Annotated in this window: 16 protein-coding genes; 5 read left to right on the forward strand and 11 right to left on the reverse strand. The window is 72.9% G+C overall.

The genetic code is table 11. From position 1 onward, the window contains the following. The 4 genes from AB0C69_RS08890 to rocD form a co-directional block, all read right to left on the reverse strand. On the reverse strand, positions 1-1,259 hold a 1,259-nt coding region (locus AB0C69_RS08890; protein WP_360351592.1), incomplete at its 3' end, for a DHA2 family efflux MFS transporter permease subunit. After that, positions 1,259-1,888 (reverse strand): PadR family transcriptional regulator, encoded by a 630-nt coding sequence (locus tag AB0C69_RS08895; RefSeq protein WP_345177211.1) that lies wholly within the window; start codon positions 1,886-1,888, stop codon positions 1,259-1,261. The genes AB0C69_RS08890 and AB0C69_RS08895, both read right to left, overlap by 1 nt. A gap of 99 nt (positions 1,889-1,987) precedes the next feature. Beyond that, entirely contained in the window at positions 1,988-2,956 is a 969-nt protein-coding gene (locus AB0C69_RS08900) for an LCP family protein (RefSeq protein ID WP_345177213.1), read from the reverse strand. 178 nt (positions 2,957-3,134) lie between these two features. Beyond that, positions 3,135-4,301 carry an ornithine--oxo-acid transaminase gene (gene rocD / locus AB0C69_RS08905; RefSeq protein WP_345177235.1) on the reverse strand — a complete coding sequence of 389 codons (1,167 nt, stop codon included), beginning with the start codon at positions 4,299-4,301 and terminating at the stop codon, positions 3,135-3,137. 208 nt (positions 4,302-4,509) lie between these two features. On the opposite strand from rocD, the gene AB0C69_RS08910 reads away from it, so the two are divergent. The 4 genes from AB0C69_RS08910 (at position 4,510) to AB0C69_RS08925 (ending at position 9,079) form a co-directional block, all read left to right on the forward strand. Continuing rightward, positions 4,510-4,965 carry an Lrp/AsnC family transcriptional regulator gene (locus AB0C69_RS08910; protein ID WP_360351596.1) on the forward strand — a complete coding sequence of 152 codons (456 nt, stop codon included), beginning with the start codon at positions 4,510-4,512 and terminating at the stop codon, positions 4,963-4,965. 27 nt (positions 4,966-4,992) lie between these two features. Beyond that, complete coding sequence (gene rraA, locus AB0C69_RS08915) at positions 4,993-5,475, forward strand: ribonuclease E activity regulator RraA (protein ID WP_345177218.1); 483 nt, start codon at positions 4,993-4,995, stop codon at positions 5,473-5,475. 119 nt (positions 5,476-5,594) lie between these two features. Then, on the forward strand, positions 5,595-7,661 hold the full coding sequence (locus tag AB0C69_RS08920) for a M6 family metalloprotease domain-containing protein (RefSeq protein ID WP_360351601.1): 2,067 nt from the start codon (positions 5,595-5,597) through the stop codon (positions 7,659-7,661). Between the two features lie 182 nt (positions 7,662-7,843). After that, on the forward strand, positions 7,844-9,079 hold the full coding sequence (locus AB0C69_RS08925) for a hypothetical protein (RefSeq protein WP_360351604.1): 1,236 nt from the start codon (positions 7,844-7,846) through the stop codon (positions 9,077-9,079). Positions 9,080-9,091: 12 nt separating this feature from the next. Here AB0C69_RS08925 and AB0C69_RS08930 read toward each other — a convergent pair whose 3' ends face one another. The 6 genes from AB0C69_RS08930 to AB0C69_RS08955 form a co-directional block, all read right to left on the reverse strand. Beyond that, positions 9,092-10,291 (reverse strand): Cmx/CmrA family chloramphenicol efflux MFS transporter, encoded by a 1,200-nt coding sequence (locus AB0C69_RS08930; RefSeq protein WP_345179811.1) that lies wholly within the window; start codon positions 10,289-10,291, stop codon positions 9,092-9,094. A 71-nt stretch (positions 10,292-10,362) separates the two neighbouring features. Further along, positions 10,363-10,938 (reverse strand): TetR/AcrR family transcriptional regulator, encoded by a 576-nt coding sequence (locus AB0C69_RS08935; protein ID WP_345179814.1) that lies wholly within the window; start codon positions 10,936-10,938, stop codon positions 10,363-10,365. 39 nt (positions 10,939-10,977) lie between these two features. Further along, entirely contained in the window at positions 10,978-15,654 is a 4,677-nt protein-coding gene (locus tag AB0C69_RS08940) for an SAV_2336 N-terminal domain-related protein (protein WP_360351609.1), read from the reverse strand. Then, the gene (locus AB0C69_RS08945) at positions 15,644-16,633 is read right to left on the reverse strand and encodes a MoxR family ATPase (protein ID WP_360351612.1); all 990 of its coding nucleotides are present in this window, start codon (positions 16,631-16,633) and stop codon (positions 15,644-15,646) included. Before AB0C69_RS08945 ends, AB0C69_RS08940 begins: the two co-directional genes overlap by 11 nt. Then, a complete protein-coding gene (locus tag AB0C69_RS08950; protein ID WP_360351615.1) occupies positions 16,634-18,304 on the reverse strand; it encodes a trypsin-like peptidase domain-containing protein in 1,671 nt (556 codons plus the stop codon). 7 nt (positions 18,305-18,311) lie between these two features. Then, complete coding sequence (locus tag AB0C69_RS08955; RefSeq protein WP_360351618.1) at positions 18,312-18,647, reverse strand: CU044_2847 family protein; 336 nt, start codon at positions 18,645-18,647, stop codon at positions 18,312-18,314. Positions 18,648-18,731: 84 nt separating this feature from the next. On the opposite strand from AB0C69_RS08955, the gene AB0C69_RS08960 reads away from it, so the two are divergent. Next, positions 18,732-19,082 carry an MmcQ/YjbR family DNA-binding protein gene (locus AB0C69_RS08960; RefSeq protein ID WP_345179823.1) on the forward strand — a complete coding sequence of 117 codons (351 nt, stop codon included), beginning with the start codon at positions 18,732-18,734 and terminating at the stop codon, positions 19,080-19,082. On the opposite strand, the gene AB0C69_RS08965 is transcribed toward AB0C69_RS08960, so the two are convergent. Beyond that, positions 19,070-19,864 carry a helix-turn-helix domain-containing protein gene (locus AB0C69_RS08965; protein WP_360351623.1) on the reverse strand — a complete coding sequence of 265 codons (795 nt, stop codon included), beginning with the start codon at positions 19,862-19,864 and terminating at the stop codon, positions 19,070-19,072. The two genes, AB0C69_RS08960 and AB0C69_RS08965, sit on opposite strands and share 13 nt — an antisense overlap. Positions 19,865-19,921 lie beyond the last annotated feature (57 nt).

The following is a 19,921-nucleotide window of genomic DNA, read 5'->3' on the forward strand; positions in this document are numbered from 1 at the left end:
AGCTGGTTCTGCAGGACGGCGCCGACCGCCGCGCTGCCGAGCACCGAACCGACCTGCCGGATCGTGTTGTTGACGCCGGACGCGGCGCCCGCGAGGCGCGGCGGGACGTTCCGGGTCGCCTCGGTGGCCATCGGCGCGAACACGCCGCCGATGCCGAACCCGGACACCACGAGCGGGGCGATGAACGCGGTCCAGTCCGTCCCGACCTGCGCGATGATCACCATCCACGCCATGCCGACGGCGTACAGGGTCAGGCCGGCCATCAGGATGAACTTGCCGCCGATGCGGTCGGACATCCGGCCCGCGACCGGGGCGAGGAGCATCGACACCACCGACGACGGCGCCATGACGAGGCCCGCCTTGAGGGCGCTGAAGCCGAGCACCGACTGCAGGTAGATCGTCATCGGCAGGAAAAGCCCGATCATGCCGACCGAGACGGCCGCGCCGACGAGGTTGAGGATCGTGAAGTTGCGGTCCTTGAACAGCGAGAACGGCACGAGCGGCTCGCGGTCCTGGCGTCCCCGCTGGTAGACCACGAAGATCACGAACAGCGCGAGCCCGGCGGCGATCAGGCCCCAGATGCCCTCGTTCCACTCGTACTTCTGGCCCTCGGTCAGCGCGAACGTGAGGCAGAACAGCGCGGCGGACGCCAGCAGCACGCCCGCGACGTCGAACCGGTGCCGGACGGTGCGGGTGTGGCCGGGCAGGATCGGCACGGCCATGGCCAGCACGAGGATGCCGATCGGCAGGTTCACGAAGAAGATCCACCGCCAGTCGAGGCTGGTGACCAGCAGCCCGCCGACCGTGGGCCCGGCGATGGTGGACACGCCCGCCACCGCGCCCCAGACGCCGAGCGCGGCGCCGCGCCGCTCCGGGGGGAACACGCTGATGATGATGGACATGGTCTGCGGCATCAGGAGCGCGGCGCCGAGGCCCTGCACGGCGCGGGCCGCGATGAGCTGCGCCGGGTCCTGGGAGATCCCGCACACCAGGCTGGACAGCGTGAACACCGCGACACCGGCGATGAACAGGTTCTTCTTGCCCCACAGGTCGCCGAGGCGGCCGGCGGTGATGAGCAGCACCGCCAGCACCAGGATGTAGGCGTTGCCGACCCACAGCACCTCGTCCAGCGAGGCGTCAAGCTTGTCGATCATGCTCGGGATCGCGATGTTCACGATCGTCAGGTCGAGCAGTGTCATGAAGAATCCGAGGGAGAGCGTCAGCAGGATCGCCCAGGGATTGCCGCTCCATCTCTTCATCAGGCCCCCATCTCGTCGTCGTTCCGTCGTGGTCGGGGCCGCGGGTGGCAGATCGCCCGCGGCTCGGTGTCGTCGAAGGTGAGCCGGCCGGACTCCAGGTCCGCGACGAGCCCCCGCACGAAGTCCAGCTCCGACCGCAGGCGCGCGATCAGCCATTCCTGGTCGATCAGCTTGTAGCGCTCGATGCCCTGCTTGCGGAGCGAGTCGTGCGCGGTCTGGTGCGCCGCGAGCGCCGCCTCCAGGGAGACGCTCCGGTTGCGCAGGAGCCGGGCGACCTCGCCTTCCGGCAGCAGGTTGATGAACGCCAGCGCGGTGCCGAACAGCGGGAACTCCTCGGCGGGGCGGACGAGCAGTTCGGCGAGCCGGAACTGCGCCGCGTCGCGTCCGGCGCTGGTCACCGCGTAGACGGTGCGTTCGGGCCGGCGGCCCTCCCGGCTCGTCTCCAGCGGCTCGATCAGCCCGCCCGCGGCGAGCCGCTCCACCGAGTGGTAGAGCGACCCGTGCGTGATCTTGACGGCCTGGTCGTAGGCGTGGTCGCGGATGCGCTGCTGCATCTCGTACGGGTGCATGGGTCCGTCGCACAGCATGCGCAGCACGGTCAGCGCCAGCGGCGTGAGGGGTCTGGACATGGCTGCGGCCCTTATGGTCGAACTCGATTAGTCCACATAGACTAATCCACTCGGACCGCTCCCGTCATCTTCCCAGAAAAACGGGCATATTCGGGCAGGTCAGCGCACGGAGTCCACGGTGTTGGCGGCGCCGTTGCGGGCGACGTAGTCGCCGACCCGGTCCTCCCGGACGGCGGTGAACAGCTCTCCGACGCCATCGTCCTCCAGCAGTACGACACTCTGCCCGTCGCGCTCGGCCGGCCGGTCGACCGGGGCCGTCAGGTACTCCATCAGCGAGGTCCGCAGCAGCCGGTGCGCCAGACCGCGCATCGTGCCGGAGGTGACCGAGTCGTCCACGGTCGCCGAGCGGGTCGCGGCCCGCACGAACCGGTCGATCTTGATGGGGTTGCGGGTGTCCAGCGCCTTGGCGGCGAGCGCGTGCAGGAACGCCTGCTGGCGCTTGATCCGGTCGAGGTCGCCGCCCGGCAGGTTCCAGCGCTGCCGGACGAAGTCGAGCGCCTCGACGCCGTCCAGATGATGCCGTCCGGCCTGCCAGGTCCGGTCGTGCATGGGGTCGTGGGTCGTCTTGGTGACGGTGACGTCCACGCCGCCGAGGGCGTCGGTCATCTTCACGAACCCGCCGAAGTCGAGCGCGGCGTAGTGGTCGACGCGGACGCGGGTGAGCTGCTCCACCGTCCGGATCAGCAGCGACGGCCCGCCGTAGGCGAACGCCGCGTTGATCTTGGTGAAGCCGTGCCCGGGGACGGGGACCCAGGCGTCCCGGGGGAGGGCGATCACCGACACTCGGTCGCCGTGCCCGGACAGGTGCACGAGCATGATCGTGTCGGCGCGGGCGCCCATCGAGGGCATGTCGGCGCGCCGGTCGGACCCGATCAGCAGCCAGTTCTCGCCGCGCCCGCTGGAGGCCGGGCGCCCGCCGGCGGTCGGCAGCGCGCCCGAGACCCGCCTGACCTCGCCGTCGTAGAAGCGTTGCAGGAGGTACAGGCCGCCCGCGAGCAGCAGCACGAGGCCCGTCGCCAGCCCCGCGCACCCGATGATCACCCGGCGCCGACTCCTGTTCCGCAGCATCCCCTCACCCTCGCGGCGGGGCGCGGGGGAGGCGGCCGCGCCGGGCGGGCGCTGGCCGACCCTTGGCGGAGACCGGGGTTTGCGATGACGGAAACGGGGGGCCGGGAACGGGTGGAATGGAACGCCGCCGGGCGCCGTTGACCGGCGGCGTTCCAGGTCCTTCGCCCGGGCCGGAGCGTCAGCCCTTGAGGGCGATCTCCAGCTGGTCGAGCGCCCAGTCGAGCTCGTCGCGCTCGATGACCAGCGGCGGGGCGAGGCGCAGCGTGGTCTCGTGGGTCTCCTTGGCGAGCACGCCGAGGTCCATCAGCCGCTCGCTGACCGGACGGGCCCTGCCGTGCAGCTCCACGCCCGCCCACAGGCCGCGCCCGCGCACCTCGCGGACGAGGTCGCCGGGCAGCCGCCCGAGCCGGTCGTGCAGGTGCGCGCCGAGCGTCCGGGAGCGCTCCTGGTACTCGCCGGTCTTCAGGATCGCGATGACCTCGCGCCCGATGGCGCAGGCCAGCGGGTTGCCGCCGAACGTCGAGCCGTGCTGGCCCGGCTTGAACACGCCGAGGACGTCCCGGTCGGCGACGACCGCGGACACCGGCATGATGCCGCCGCCGAGGGCCTTGCCGAGGATGTAGACGTCGGGCACGACGCCCTCGTGCTCGACCGCGAACGTGGCGCCGGTGCGGCCGAGACCCGACTGGATCTCGTCGGCGATCATCAGCGCGCGGCCCGCCGTGCACAGCTCGCGCACGGCGCGCAGGAACCCGCTCGGCGGGACGTTCACGCCCGCCTCGCCCTGGATCGGCTCGACCAGCACGCCGACCGTGTTGTCGTCCATCGCGGCCCGGAGCGCCTCGACGTCCCCGTACGGGACGGTCCGGAAGCCCGGCGTGTAGGGGCCGTAGGAGTCGTGGGCGTCGGGGTCGGTGGAGAAGCTGATGATGGTGGTCGTGCGGCCGTGGAAGTTGCCCTCGAACGCGATGATGTTCGCCTCGCCGGCGGGCACGCCCTTGACCTCGTAGCCCCACTTGCGGGCGGTCTTCAGGGCGGTCTCGACGGCCTCGGCGCCGCTGTTCATCGGCAGCACCATGTCCTTGCCGCACAGCTCGGCGAGCTCGGTGACGAACGGGCCGAACTGGTCGTGGTCGAAGGCGCGGCTCACCAGCGTGACGCGGTCGAGCTGCCGCCGCGCGGCCTCGGTCAGCCGCGGGTTGCGGTGCCCGAAGTTGACCGCGGAGTAGGCGGCCAGCATGTCCAGGTAGCGGCGGCCCTCCGCGTCGGTCAGCCAGACGCCGTCGGCCTCGGAGACCACGATGGGGAGGGGGTGGTAGTTGTGCGCGCTGTGGTCCTCGGACATCGCTCGCAGCTGGTCGGTCGGCGTCACGACGCTCCTTCGCGGCTCGGCCCGGCCGGTCGTGCCGGGGCATGGCGGGGACACCGGGCGCGGGACCCGGTGCCGAGGGGGAGGGGGTCCGGCGGATCAGGTGGCCGCCGGTCCGTACCCAGCGTATGTTCGGAATTGACTGCCGACCAATGACGAAAGCCGACTCGGGGGGTGTTATTTGTTGCGTCTTGACGAGCTCGACCGGCGGATCGTTGCGCGGTTGCTGGAGGACGGGCGCGCCTCGTACGCGCAGATCGGCGACAAGGTGGGCCTGTCGGCCCCCGCGGTGAAGCGGCGCGTGGACCGGCTCCGCGCGGACGGCGTGATCAACGGCTTCGCGGCCGTGGTCGACCCGGCCGCGCTCGGCTGGACGACCGAGGCGTTCATCGAGATCTTCTGCACCGGGGCGACGTCCCCCGAGGAGATCTACTCCAGCGTCCGCGGCCACCCCGAGGTCGTCGCGGCGTACACGATCAGCGGGGACGCCAGCGCGCTCGTGCACGTGCGGGCGCGCGACATCCAGCATCTGGAGCAGGCCCTCGAACGGCTGCGCCGCGAGGACAACATCACCGCGACCAAGACGGCGATCGTGCTGTCGCGGCTCATCGGCCGCCCGACCGACGCGCCCTCCAGCTGAGGTATTACCGACCAGTAGGCTGCCGCCATGGACTTCGCGACCGCTGACCTCATCGACGACTTCGGGGACGAGCTGCGCAGCTGCGAGACGCAGTTCCGGCAGTACGGCGCGCGGACGGCGTTCGCCGGGCCGGTCGCCACCGTGCGCTGCCACCGCGACAACGGCCTGGTGAAGCGGCTGCTGGGCACCCCGGGGGAGGGCCGGGTGCTGGTCGTGGACGGCGCCGGGTCGCTGGCGTCCGCGCTGATGGGCGACATGATCGCCGCCTCGGCGGTGGCGGGCGGCTGGGCCGGGGTCGTGATCAACGGTGCGGTCCGGGACGTGGCGGCGCTGCGCGGGCTGGACCTCGGCGTGAAGGCGCTCGGCTCCAACCCGCGCAAGAGCGCCAAGGACGGCGCGGGCGAGACCGGCGTCCCCGTGGCGTTCGGCGGCGTGGAGTTCCGGCCGGGCGACTGGCTCTACAGCGACGAGGACGGCATCGTCGTCGCGGAGCGCGAACTCCCGCTCTGACCTGGGCGCATGGCGCGAAATGCCAGGGTGGTCGGCGCAAGATCGTATATGTCGGCCGTAGCCGGGCGGAACCGCGCGTCCTTACCGTCTCCCCGCAACCCAGCCGAGGTAGGGGAGACATGCGCGCCAAGAAGATTCTGCTGGTGCCCGCGGCGGTGATGGGGCTGGTCGTGGGACTCGCGGCCGTCCCGGCCGCCGCGCAGCCGGGGCCCCGGGTGCCGAAACCGACCGCCAACCCGTGGCAGATGCGGCACTGGCCGCAGACGCAGCCGTGGCAGCGGGCGCAGCCGTCCGCCCGCGCGTTCGCGGCGGGCGCCCCGCGCCCGATCGACCCCCAGAACTACGAGCTTCCCGACACGATGACCTGGGACGACTACACCGCGATCCCGGGCGCCTCGTGGGCGGACCCGGCCCGCAAGGGGTCGGTGAAGAACTTCAACGTCGCGATCGTCCTCGCCGACTACCCGAACCAGCCGTTCGAGGTCACGCAGCCGGTGAACTCGTCGGTCTTCGGCAACCCGGTCAAGGCCGGCGACGTCCCGCGCGCGCAGGTGGCGAAGTTCTACCAGGACTTCCTCAACAAGCCGCAGGACCTGAACCACGGCCACACCCTCCACGAGTACTGGATGGAGGACTCCGGCGGCCGGTTCGGGGTCGACCTGACCGGGTTCGGCGCCTACCAGATGCCCGCCAAGGACCACGAGTACGGCGTGGACGGCATGCAGGGCGGGACGGGATGCCCGACCGGCGACACCTGCGGCCGTGACCTGCGCAAGGACGCGCGGGCCGCGTGGGTCGCCGACATCGGCGAGGAGGCGGCGAACAAGTTCGACTTCGTCTTCTTCCTGAGCGCCGGGCAGGACGAGTCGTCCACCTGGCAGGAGTTCGGCGAGATGAAGTTCGGCACGAAGGAGCAGGTGCCGAACGAGTGGGGGCCGGGCGACCCGGCCCTGACGAACTGGGTGAAGACCCGGTACGTCCCCTGGACGTCCTGGCAGGCCGGCTCGACGATCTGGCCGAACGCCATCCCGGGCGTCTCCTCGACGCAGGCCGAGAGCTCCGGCATGTCCGTGTACGCCCACGAGTTCAGCCACATCCTCGGCATCGGCGACAACTACAACAACCCCTACGGCGACCCGCCGCGCCGCGCCTACAGCGGCCCGTGGGACATGCTCAGCCGCGGCACGTTCAACGGGCCCGGCGGCCCGCACAGCCGGTGGACGATCCCGGCGACGGGCGGCGGGTCCATGGGCGCCCAGCACATGCTGCGCAACAAGCTGAAGCTCGGCATGGTGGACGCGGGCGACGTGCTCCAGCTCAGCCGTGACGGGCTCGCCGCGTCGGGCATGGTCGTCGCCAACGTGACGGCCCGGTCGGTCGAGCCGGGCAAGAGCGGCCTGACCGGCATCAACGTCAAGCTCGGCGAGGGCGGCGACAAGAGCCCGAAGTGCGACACCGGCGCCGACCCGCTGTGCGACGGCGGCGGCTACGACAACTACACCCTCGAAGTCGTCGACCGGATGGGCACGGACTCCTTCACGCCCGACTCCGGCGTCCTGCTGGCCAAGACCAAGGACCAGGACCGCGCCCCGTTCATCTGGGTCGAGGACGCCAACCCGCAGGACATCGACAAGGTCGACTTCGTCCTGCCCGACGGCACCCCGAAGAAGATGACGATCGGCGACTACCGGCAGCTCTCCGACGCGCTCTACCACGCGGGGACGAACTCCGGCAGCGAGTACGAGTACGTCGACCAGGCGAACCGGCTGCACTTCTACGTCCTGAACCTCAGGCGGGACCGCAGGGGCGTGCTGTCCTACACGGTCGCGGTCAGCTCGCTGGACGGCGCCGGGCCGCAGCGGCGCGGTGTGCGAGTCGACTCCGGCCCCGCCCGGCCGACCGGCGCGGGATGGACGAAGTGCACGATGACGCTCACCAACACGGGCCGGGGCGGTGACGGCCCGCACGCCTCCGACGTTTTCCGCCTCAAGGCGTCCGTGTCCGGCGCCGGCTGGACCACGTGGCTGCCGAACGAGCTGGCCACCGCCCCGGCGGGCGGCCGCGCCAAGGTCGAGGTCTGGGCGAAGGCCGGGCCGGGCGCCTCCCGCCACGCGCGGCTCAGCCTGACGGGGACCTCGGAGAGCGCCCCGTCGAAGTCCGACTCGGGGACGTGCGCCCTGCGCTGACCCTTACCGGACGGGACGGCCTCCCCTCGGGGCCGTCCCGTCCGCGACGTCGGGGAGGCGAGGGTTGACGCCGCCGAAGTAATGGGCCGCGAAACTTAAGTTGTCTTTCCCTAGGTCATGTCGGGGTCGTCCGGAGCGTCCGGCTGGGTATGTCGCGCACTGTGATGATCAAGAGACGCACGGTGACAGCAGTCTCCCGGCCGGGAACCGCGGCCGTCGCGGCGGGCGTCCTGGCGGTCGCCGGTCCGGGCGCCGCCCTCGCGGCGCCCGCCCCGGCGCCGGTGCCCGCGCGGGCGGCGAGCGCGGCGCGGGCGGCGGGCACCGTCGCGGCGCCACTCGACGCCCGCGACTTCGACCTGCGGCGCGGCACGGACCGGAGCGCTTCGGTCAGGGCGCTGGGCGGCGTGCTCCGTAGGACCGGCGTCGCCGCGCTGCTCCGCTCGCCCGGCCACGCCAGGCTCGGCGGCGGCTGCGGACGGGCGGCCGGGGTTCCCGGAGGCTCGCTCGTCTACTGCTTCGACCAGGCGGACAGCACCACGCAGGACTGGGTCCCGCAGGGCGTCACGTCCGTCTCGGACGCCGCGGCGGGCGAGCGATGGGCGGGCGGCGTCCGGCCGATCCTCGTGTCCTGGCACAACGGCGGCCGGGTCAGGATCACGTTCGTCGACCCCGACCGGCGCGTCTACCGGCACGTCCTGCTCGTCGCGCCGGTGATGCGGGGCGGGCGGCCCACCTACACCGACGTCGGCGTCCACGCGGGCGGCATCGCCTGGTACGGCGACAAGCTCTACGTCGCCGACACCCGGCACGGGCTGCGCGAGTTCGACATGCGGCAGATCTTCGACCTGGCCGCGAGCGGGGCGGGCTCGACCCGCCGCCCCGACCGGATCGGGCTGCACGGCGGCACGTACTACGCCCACGGTTTCCGGTACGTGATGGCGCAGACGAGCAGCCGGCACTTCGCCCGCGGCCGGACCGGCGGCGAGTGCAGGGGCCGCGGCCCGCTGCGCATGTCGTGGACGGCGATCGACCGCACCACGTGGCCGCACGTCCTCATCGCGGGCGAGTACTGCCGCCCGGACCAGCCGCGGGGACGGGTGGTCTCCTGGCCGCTGGCGTCCTTGGTAGGGCGCGGGACCGCGAGCGCCGACGGCGGCGCGCCGCTCCCGGTGGACCGGGTCCAGGGCGCGGTCAGGACGCGCGGGCAGTGGTGGTTCACCCAGAGCCGCAGCGGCGAGCGCGGCCGGCTCTTCTCGACCCGCTACACCGGCCGCGGCTGGGCGCCGGTGAGCCGCCGCACCGTCTCCTACGGACCGGAGGACCTGTCCTGCCACCGGGGCCGCCACCGCGTCTTCACGCTCGCGGAGCACCCGGGCCGGCGCGCCCTGTGGGCGTTCCGCGCGGCCTCCTGCCGGTGACCTCCGGCCGCCTCACGCGCTGATCGCCGACCTGGCCGGCTCGGCCTCTCCCGCGGAGCGCCGCCGGGGACCGCCGCGCACCAGGGATCCGATCGCCACGGCGCCGATCGCCGCGACGCCCAGCGCCGCTCCGATCCAGGCCGTGGACGGGTAGCCCTTCCCCGCGTCGATCGCGAGCCCGCCGAGCCACGGCCCCACCGTGATGCCGATGTTGAACGCGACGACGTTCCCGGCGGCGACGAGCGTCGACGCGCCGTCCACCAGGCCGAACGCCCGCGAGTTGAGGGCCGGGTTCGTCCCGAATCCGACGAACCCGAGGAAGAACACGAGGACCACCACGGGCAGGGGCGACCTCGCCGCCAGGGCGAGCAGCGCGGACACGACCGTGAGCCCCGCGAAGCCCGCGTACAGCGTCGGGACGCCCCACCGGTCGGCCGTCCGCCCGCCGAGCGTGATCCCGAGGAGGGCGCCGACGCCGTACAGCGCCAGCACGCCGGGGACCCACGCCTCCGCGATGCCCGTCGTCTCCGTCAGGAAGGCGCCCAGGTAGCCGAACACGGCGAGGAGCCCGCTCGTGGCCAGCGCCGTCGTCCCGTACAGCAGCCACAGGCCGGGGACGGCCATCGCGCGCACCTCGTCCCGCACCCGGGGCGGCGCGGCGTCCGCGCGCGCGGCGGGGATCGTCGCGGCCACCAGCGCCATCGCGGCGGCCGACATGGCCGCGACCGCCCAGAACGCCGCCCGCCAGCCGAGATGCTGCCCGACCACCGTCCCGGCGGGCAGCCCGACGATCGCCGCGACCGTGAGGCCGCCCGCGACGACGCCCATCGCCTTCCCGCGCGCGTCGCGCGGCACGAGGCTCACGGCGGTCGCCGCCGCCACCGCCCAGAACCCCGCGTAGACGAACGCCCCGACGATCCGCATCGCGAACAGCGTCCAGTATCCGGGCGTGAGCGCCCCGACCACGTGCGTCAGCGCGAACACCGCGAGGAACGCCAGCATCGCCCGCCGGTGCGGCCAGCGCAGCGTCAGGACGGCGAGCGGCGGCGCCCCGGCCAGCATCCCGATCGCGAACGCCGAGATCAGCCACCCGGCGGCGGGCACGGACACGCCGAGGTCGTGCGCCATGCCGGGCAGCAGCCCCGCCAGCATCAGCTCCGACGTGCCCTGCGCGAAGATCGCCAGTCCCAGCGCGTAGACGGCCAGTGGCATCGGTCCTCCTGTATTGGATAGATCAGTACAAAACTCGGGCGCGAAAAAGGGCGGCGCGCCGGCCGCCCGGATCAGAGGGAGAGCATCGCCGTGTCCGCGATGGCCCGCAGGGTGTCGGGGCCGGCGCCGCCGCGCGCGGCCACCTGGATGCCGCTGATCGTGGAGATCATGAAATGCGCCAGCGCGCCCGCGTCCTTGGCGGCGTCGATCTCGCCGTCGCGCATCCCGTCCTCGATCGCCGCCCTGAGCGTGGCGAACCGCCGCCGCCGGTCCCGTTCGAGCCGCTCGGCGATGTCGGGGTCGTGCGGCCCGAGCTCCACCGTGGCGTTCACGACCAGGCATCCGGACGGGTCGTCCTCGTCCGGTTCGGCGGCCCAGTCCATGACCGCCCGGAGGCGCTCGCGCACCGTGCCCTCACCGCCCTGCAAGTGGTCGATGAGCCGCCCGGTCCGCACCTCCATGTAGTGCGTCAGCGCCTTGACGAACAGATCGCGCTTGCTGGCGAACGTGTTGTAGATGCTGCTGCGCCCGAGGCCCGTCGCCGCGCACAACCCCTGCGTCGACGTCGCCTCGTAGCCGTCCGCCCAGAAGGCCCGCATGGCCGCCTCGACGGCAAGACCCTCGTCGAACTTCCTCGGCCGCGCCATGCAGTCACCGTAACACGTTATGGACAGCTCGATCCAATATCATCCGGCCGGATCGCCGAGCCGCACGAGCCGCTGCCGCCCGGGATGCACCAGCAGCGCGTCGCCAGGCTCCAGGGGTCCCTGGAGCGATGAGGGAACATCCCAAAGCCTCGCCTCATGCCCGCCCACATACCTGGTCAGCAGAGCCGGTGCGCCGAGGTCACGGAGCAGGGTGACCACGGGATCGAGCGACTCGCCGAACGTGATCTGATGCCGTGCGAGGACGAGGTGGACGCCGTGCTCGCGCATCGTTCGCAGGTCGGGAATGGCCGCGGCGAGCGGGTCGTCTCCCAGCAGGCGCGGACGGTGCGACACGACCAGGAAGATCGAGGGCCCCCTGCGCCTGAACAGGCGGGTGCTGGTGCTCCACCTGGCCTCGGTCAGCATCCTGCCGAATTCCTCCGGCGACGACGTGTGCCGCACGCCCACCCGCCCCCACGCCTCTGCGCGTGCGAGGTCGTGCGGGCTCATGTGCATGTCCAGGAAGTAGACGAGCCGGTCCCGCTCGGTACCACTCGACGCCAACCCGTCAACGATCTTGCGCACCAGGGTCGCCTTCCCGGAACCGGACGGGCCGCTGATGAGCAGATGCCGATCGACGTCGAAGTCCAGAAGCACGGCCTCGCCCGTCTCCGGATCATTCCCGAGCCGCACCGTCCGGTTCCGCGGAGGTCGGGCGGCGTCCTCGGGCGATGCGGCGTCGAAGGTACGGATCCACCTGAAGCGGCCGGCGAGTTCGGGAACGCTCCTGAGCGCCTCCTCGAACCGCTCAGGCTCTCCGCAGAGGACGATCAGCAAGCCTTCAGGTGCCTCGGGCAGCACGGAGAGAAGGGGGTCGAAGCGCGCCCGAAAGGCCGAGCCGCCCGGCGGAGCCGGTCTCGGGTCGTCGAGATTGAGGAAGAGGACACCGGACTGGACGGCATGGAAGAGCTCCGGCCATCGTGTCGCGGAATCGAAGGACCACACGACCGTCATGTCCTCATGGGAGTACGGAAGGCGGTTCTGGGACACGACTCCGAGTTCTCTGAGCGTCTCCGCGTACAGCCCCGCCGCCACCTTCATCTCCTGCCTGTACGCGGCCGGAAAGATCATGTGGCGAAGCGTGAGGGGATCGCCCGAACGCACGGCCTCGGCATCTGCCTGGAGGATGTCCCGGAGGGCCGTCCGCACTGTCACGGTGTCGACGGGGCCGTCCTCGTTCGTCCAATGGTCGATCTCGGTCAGCCCGTCCAGGTCGGCGATCAGGGTGTTGATGGCCTCCAGGTCGGCGTCCTGCGAGGCGGTGCCCGCCGGTACGGCTGACGAGAGTTCGCGCGTTCGCCGTATGAAGTCGTCGACGGCGTCGCGAGGAGGCTCCGGCGCCACGGTGAAGCGCTGGGGGGAGCCGCCTCCCGCGAGGAGGTAGGCCGTCTCCTCTCCGTCAGAGAACTGGAGGCTCGCCTGTCCGAGGACGTGCTGGAGCTGGTCGGGCGGCAGGCGGTCCGCAGCGATGCGCCAGCCGAGGAGCGGCAGGAAGCGGCCCCAGATGGCGGTGTTCTCGACGGTGGACGCGGTGAGCAGCAGTTGGACGTCGAGTGCCCTGCCTCGTTGCGCCAGGGAGAGGAGCGTCTCGCCCACCTCGGGTCTGCTGATCGGGAAGGTGAGCGAGAGATCGGCGACCACGAGGAGGCGCGGCCGCGTCTGGGGCGGCGGCGTGGACGGGGACCCGGGAGGCAGGGTGGCGGGCTGTTCGCCCGGCTGGTAGTCCTCGAAGAAGTTCCACCAGACCCGGTCGACCGAATTCGGGTCCTGGCGGAACTGCTCGTACAGCTCGTCGACCGTCCATTGGCCGGTGCCGAGATCCGAAACATGCGGCGTGTCCTGCGGTGGGCTCGCGGACCGTGCTTCGAGCTCGCCGGAGAGGAACTCGAAGAACCGCCGGAGTCGTTCCGGCGAGCCCAGCAGCTCTTCCTCGGAGTAAAGGACGTGCGGAAGGCCGATGGGCTCGCCGAGCGGATGCGCGCCCATACCCGCGAACACGAATCTCAGGTCCGCCGGGGAGCGTCCTGCGGCGAGAGCCAGGGTGATGGCGCGGACGACCTTCTGGCGGGCCTCGGGGCTGCCCACGATCAGGCCGTGCGGAATGCCCGACGAGGAATCGAGAGGATAGAGGTTGAGGAGATGGCCGCCCGGCCGGTAACCGATCACCGGGCTGCGCGGCATCTCGGCGGGCAGGTCCCATGTCTCGTGCAACATCCCGTTCGGCCCGCCGCCGTTCAACCACAGCACGTCGAACCCGGGAGAAGGCACCGGAGACGGGCTCGTGGCGGCGGACGCCTCCCGCAAAGACACGTTCGCGTCGGACGACAGGGGCTCCGACTCCAGTTCCGTCGGCCAGGGCAGTTCGCGCGCTCGTCGCCCCAGGCGCCGCATCCGCGTTGTCAGCCGGTCGGCGTCGTCGATGTGAATGTGCGCGGGCTCGAACGCCGGGTGGGCCCGGTCTGCGAAAACGTGGACGAAGGCGAGCCCCTGGCCGCGGAGCCCCAGGTTCCAGCCGACGTAGTCCTGGAGGGGCCCTGGCAGGTGCGAGTCATCGTCCCTGCAGAAGATGAACCTCATCCCCGCCGGGGCTCCCGCTCCGGACAGCCACATGAGGGCGTCGATCAGGGCAGGCTGCGCATCCAGCAACGGACCGGGGTCGTCGATGACGACCACCAGGCCGGGAATCGGCGAGTGGCCGGCGCCCTCGGCGACGGCCGCCTGGTACTCGTCCCACGCGGAGAACCCGGCATTCCGTATTGCCGTGGTGCGGCGGCGGCCTTCGTCTTCGAGCGCTGCGATCAACGTGGCGATCTGCACTGATTCGGGCGACCCGGCGTGGACGGCGGCGGCGACGTGAGGAAGGTCGCCCAGGCCGGCGAAGGGTCTCCCCCCGTGGGCGTCGACGAAGGCGAAGTTCAGGATGTCCGGGGAATGGGTGAGGGCGAGGCTGAACACGGTCGTCCGCACCAGCTCGGCGCGGTCGACCCGCGGAGCGATGATCAGGCCGTGCGGGAGCTCCGGCGTGCTCCGGAGAAGGTCCAGCGTCACCCGGCCGCCGCCGTCCTCTCCGATCGGGGACTCGCACGGGGCGTCGGCCCACCGGTCGAGAAGCTCCTCGGCCGGGGTGTCGAAGAGGCCGAGCAGGTCCGGGCCCTGAGCCGCCTCCGGGGCCGGGGGAGCGGGGGTGAGGTGGGAGCGGGTCCGGGGGGTGAGGAGGGCGAAGTGGTCGGTGTCGGCGGTGAGGACGACCGGGCCGCCGTCGGCGGGGAGGAGGGCGCGGAACGTCTCGGCGGACGTCCCGGCGCGGCGCTCGATCTCGGCGGAGACGGCCTCCAGGACGTGCCGGGTGTGCAGGGCCTCGGGGCGCGGGAGGGTGTCGAGGAGGGCCTCGCGGGCGCCGGGGACGAACGCGTAGCGCACGCCGCCGGCCGGGCGGAGCAGGCCGCTCAGCAGCACCTCGGCGAGCTGTCCGGGGCCCGAGCCGCCGAGGATCCGGTGCTGGATCAGGCGCATCACCGGCAGCGACGGGACGGAGACCGCGACGTGGGCGGCCAGTTCGGCGGCGCCCGGGGACGCGGTGGCGAGGAAGCGGCGGACGCGCTCGGCGATCGGCAGTTCCCGCTCGCGCCGCACGGGCGCCGCCCCGGACGGGCGGGCCGGCAGCGTCGCGACGGCGGCGGGCTGCGGCTCGGACCCGGAGACCAGCCGGGCCCACGCGCCGAACCAGCGTGGCGCGATCTCCAGGACGGGGACGGGCACGCCGGGCGCGGCGGCGCCGTCGTAGGGGGCGAAGCGCAGGTCGGTGTTCGGGGCGCCGGGGCGGGGGAGGACGGCGAGGCCGGGGGAGGCGGGGGCGGCGGTGCGGCGCCAGAGGCGTTCGGCGAGCGGCTGGACGATCGCGGTCGGCCCGGCCTGCGCCCAGCGGCGCACGGCCTGCCCGGCGCGCCCGTTCCACCAGTGGGGGCCCGAGCAGTCGCTCAGCACGAGGACGGCCCGCCGCCCGGAGGCGTCCAGGAGCGTCCCCGGGTCCTGCGGCGGCGCCTCGGGCGTGGAGGCGACGCGGCCGTTCCCGTCGAGGTAGCCGAGGTGGACGTCCTGGAAGGCGCCCTGGCGGAGCAGCGTCTCGGCCAGCTCGCGGGCGAGGGGGCGCCACAGCCGCATGGTGGGGCCGGTGTCGACGACCAGGCTGAGGCCGAGCCACCGCTCGGGCGACGGGACGAGGACGGGCGTCCACAGGCGGGTGTCGGCGATGCGCGCGGCGGTGGCGTCCTCGTCCAGCTCGACGCGGTGCCGGGACGGGACGCGCCGCTTCAACGGGCGCAGCGCACGCTGGACGCCGAGCGGGTCGGCCAGCATCGGCGCGGTCGGGACGAGCACCTCGGACGCGCGGCCCACCGGCTCCGCGTCGGCGCCCGGGCGGGGGCGCAGCTCGGTCAGCGGTTCGGAGGGGCGCGGGGGCGCGGGCTCGGGCGGCCTGGGGCCGCCGGGGTCGTCGGCGCGCTCGTCGGGCACGGGCGGCGGAACCGGTGGGGCCGAGGGGGCCGGCTCCTCGGACGGGGAGATGTGGCAGGCGAGCCACAGCATCTCGCTGAGTTCGCGGGCGTCCGGCGGCGGCCCGACCGCTGACAGGACGTTCCGGAGCCGGTCAATCGTCATCGACGGGCCTGGTCAGGTAGGGCATGATGCGGTCGGCCAGGGCCCGGCGGTCCTCGGCGCCGGCGTGGCGGCACAGGTAGACGGCGTTGAGGAGCTGGTCGGTGGCGAGGGTGCCGGACGCGGAGCGCTCGAAGAAGCGGCGGACGAGGTCGTCGCTCTGGTCGGCGAGCGGACCGAGGTGCTCGCGGACGATCGCGGACAGCTCGGCCTCGCCCGACGGCTGCCGCAGCTCCACGGTCACGCAGCGCCGCAGGAAGGCGGGCGGGAACTCGCGCTCGCCGTTGCTGGTCATCACGACAAGCGGGAACGCGCGGCAGCGGACCGTCCCGGCGGTGACGGTGACCCGCGCGCCCGGCCCGTCGGCGGTCATGACCTCGGCGACCGGGTCGGCCCGCCGGGTCAGCTCGGGCAGCTCGTACTCGCCCTTCTCGAAGATGGTGAGCAGGTCGTTGGGCAGGTCGATGTCGCTCTTGTCGATCTCGTCGACGAGCAGGACGCGCGGCCGCCGGTAGGGCAGCAGCGCCGTGCCGAGCGGGCCGAGGCGGATGTAGCGGCCGATGTCCTCCTCGCGCGCGGCGTCGTCCCGTCCGGTCGCGTCGTGCCGTCCGGCCGCGTACAGGCGGGTGAGCGGGTCGTACTGGTAGAGGCCGTCGCGGAGGGTGGTCCGGCTGGTGATGGGCCAGTGCAGGACGGGCCCGAGCCCCAGTTCGTGGGCGACGGCGTAGGCCAGCGTCGACTTGCCGGTGCCGGGAGGCCCCGTCACCAGCAGCGGGCGGCGCAGGTAGAGGGCGGCGTTGACCTGCTGCACGGCGTCGTCGGACGGACGGTACGTGGTCGCCTGGTGCTCGTTCCCGGATCCGCCGGAGGGGGGCTCAACGGTGGGGTCGCCGTCGAACGCGCGCCACGGCGGCGGAGGAGGCAGCCGGTCGATGCCGTCGTGCGTGCGTCGGCTCCCGGTGTAGAGCAGCCAGTCGGGCACCTATACCTCCATCGCGAGCGGGGGGTCGGGAAGCCGGGACGGATCGTCCCACAGCAGCGTCAGGTCGCGCCCGCAGTGCGGCGTGTCCTTGGGGGCGACGAGCGCGGCCTTGCGCAGCGCGAGCGCGAGCCGCGGAAGGTCGCCCGGATGCCGGTCGCCGACCGCCGCGGTGAGCTCGTCGAGGACGCGGTGCCCCCGGCAGTCGCCGTGCGAGGACGCGTCGCACGGGGTGCGCGTCCACATCATGACGGGGACGCCGTTGTTGAGCGCGGCCGTCAGCCAGCTCTTCACCGGCCGCGACCCGTACACCAGCACGCAGAAGTCGATGTTGGCCTCCAGCCAGTCCTGGAAGTCGCTGCCCCGGCGCGGCGCGTCGCACGCGATGGGGCGGGGCTCGCTGCGGCCGCGCTCGATCAGCAGCCGCCAGCGGTGGTGGGCCTGGTCGCGGCGGATCGAGTCGGGCCGCAGCCGCTCCACGTCCCGGACCACGACCGGGTACTTGCGCATGGGGATCCTGTTGCGCGGGTCGACGTACCACTGCTCGAACGGCTTGCCGAGCCAGCCCTCCGGCACCGCGAACTCGATCATCCAGTCGCGGCCGAACAGCGCGGGCGCGAGCGCCGCCACGCCCGCCTCGACCACCGGCCGCACCCGCCGGTCCGGGACGCGCTCGGTCGGCCGCCCCGGACCCTCGGCCCCGTCGATCCAGGTGTGCACGGTCACGTCGAAGGCGTTGTCGAACGTGACCCGCTCCAGCCGGACGATCACCGACGCGGGTCCCGAGCGCGGGGCGGCGGGCGCGGCGCCGGGCAGGTGCCGCGCGGACCACGCGGTGAGCCGCAGCCGGGCGGACTCGGGCAGGTGCGGCCCGAGCGCCGCGAGGTACCGGACGAGCCGGTCCTCCGCCCAGCCCTCGGCCACGTAGCGCACCGATCCCCACGCCGACCGGAAGCCGCCGAACGCCCGCCGGCCGGTGATCCGTTCGAGGTCGGCGGCGAGCGGGTCGGTGTAACGCACGCCGTCCAAAAGGTCCCGCAGCTCGCGGCGGGCGTCGGGGGTCAGCCACCGCAGCGGCAGCAGGTCGTCGAGTTCCTCCCAGTACGTTCGGATGTGCGCGATGGGCAGCATCCAGCCGAGGTCGGCCCGGTCGCCGTGCCGCAGCTCGGCGTTCGTCACCATGCCGATGACCTCGCCCGTCGCCGTGTCGTACACGGCGGAGCCGCTGTAGCCCTCCTCCAGCCAGTCGCCCTGGCCGGTCTTCAGCTCCCACCACTCGCGCCGCATCCCGCGGTGCGGGAACGTCGTCACCGACGCGTGCCGCTCGTTCTGGTCGGGACGGCGCGGGAACCCGCACACCCCGAACGTCCGTCCGAGCAGGCTCCCCTCGTGCGGGCCGTCGGGCGCGGCCAGCGTGGCGGGGGTCAGCGCGACCGGCTCGCGCAGTTCGAGGACGGCGACGTCGCCGGGGTCTCCCGCCCGCTCCCAGCCGCCGCGCCGCACGACCCTGGCGGGCAGGTTCTCCAGCAGCCCGGGGAACCCGACGCGCACCTCGTCCCGCCCATGGACGGTGTGGGCGCAGGTCAGCAGCCGTGTCGCGGTGACGAGGAACGCCGCGCCGAGCCTGCCGCCGGACGGCGGGCCGACCCAGGCGCGCCACTGCCAGTCGTCCACGATGCGGCTACGCCTCCTCCGCGGCGCGCGGCTGCTGCCCCCACGTCATCTTGACCTTGAGGTGGCCCTCGACGGACGTCTTGGCGATGACGGCCCCGGCCGCCGCGTTGAGCTTGACGCCGAACTCCAGCTCGATCCCGTCGGGGTTCAGCGCGCCGCCGCGCAGCGACGCGAGCGCCGACTGCGCCGCCTCCCGGACGTTCTGGAACGCGTCCTCGAACTTGCCGACCGCGTCGTGGATCAGGTCGCCGGAGAGCGACACCGACTGGAACCCCGGCTCCCGGTCGTCGGTCTCCACGACGACGGTCCCGTTCTCGGTCTGCCAGCGCACGAGTTCGTTCACCCGGCAAATCTAACAAGATCATGCGGTGCGGGGTGCTTTGCTGGAAGTGCCGCACCGGCGGCGGCGCGGCCACAGGAGGACAGGATGATCACCGTCGAGCAGGTGCGGGCCCTCGCGGCGACGCTGCCCCGCACGTCCGAGCACCTGATCAGGGACCGGGTGAAGTTCCGCGTCGGCTCCATCGTCTACGTCGCCTTCTCGCGGGACGAGACCGTCATGGGGTTCGCGTTCCCCAAGGAGGAGCGGCTCGCCCTGGTCGAATCCGAGCCGGACAAGTTCCACCTGCCAGGTGAATCCGATATGCGTTTCAACTGGGTGCACGCCTGGACCGCGGCGCTGGACGAGGCCGAGATGGAGGAACTCGTCACCGACGCGTGGCGGATGGTCGTCCCGAAGAAGGTCGCCGCAGCGCGCCTCGGCCCTCAGAACGGGTGACGCCCGTCCGGCGGGCGCGGGGGTGATGCGAGCAGCGCCCCGGCGGCGCGGGCGATGCCGTCCGACGCGGCGGGCAGCAGCCGCGCCATCCGCCCGGTGGGCAGGCTGCCCGTGCGGCCGGTCACGCCGAGGCAGCCGACCAGCGCGCCGTCCGGGCCGCGCACCCCCGTGGCGACGCAGCTGAATCCGAGATGGCACTGCTCGTGCTCCACCGCGATCGCGGTGTCGCGCACGGCGTTGACCTCGTCCAGGAAACGCGGCCAGGACGTCGTGCCACGCGGTGTCTGCGGCGCCGGCGGCCTCCCGCGCAGGCCCTCCAGGAGGTCGGGCCGCTCCGCGAGCACCACCCGTCCGAGCGCGGACGCCTGCAGCGCCGCGCTCCTCGGGTCGTTCGACCACTCCCCGCGCCGCACGTCGGGGGCCCGGTTGGCGCCGTAGGCCATGGTCATGAACGTGATGGAGCCCTCGCTGATCTCGCAGACCCACACGATCTCCCCCGTGCGGGCGAACAGGTCCTGCACGTGCGGGGTGGCGGCGTGGAGCAGGCCCTCCTGCAGGGCCGCCCGCCTCCCGAGGTCCAGCAGGCGCGGCCCCAGCCGGTAGCGCCCGTCGGGGTCGCGCCGGAGCATCCGCCGGGCCACCAGGTCGGCGGCGATGCGCCGCACCGTGGGCTTGGGGACGCCGACCTCGCGGGTGAGGTCGGCCAGCGTCATCGGCCCGCCGCGGGCGGCGACCGCGTCGAGGACGGCGACGACGCGGCCGGTCACGGTGCGGTCGTCCATGCGTTCCATGGTCCTGCCCGGAGGGACGAAAAGCCACCGGCGGGTCACTCAGTGACA

Origin of the sequence: Actinomadura sp. NPDC048032 (assembly GCF_040653175.1) — a bacterium.
GTDB lineage: Bacteria > Actinomycetota > Actinomycetes > Streptosporangiales > Streptosporangiaceae > Spirillospora > Spirillospora verrucosospora.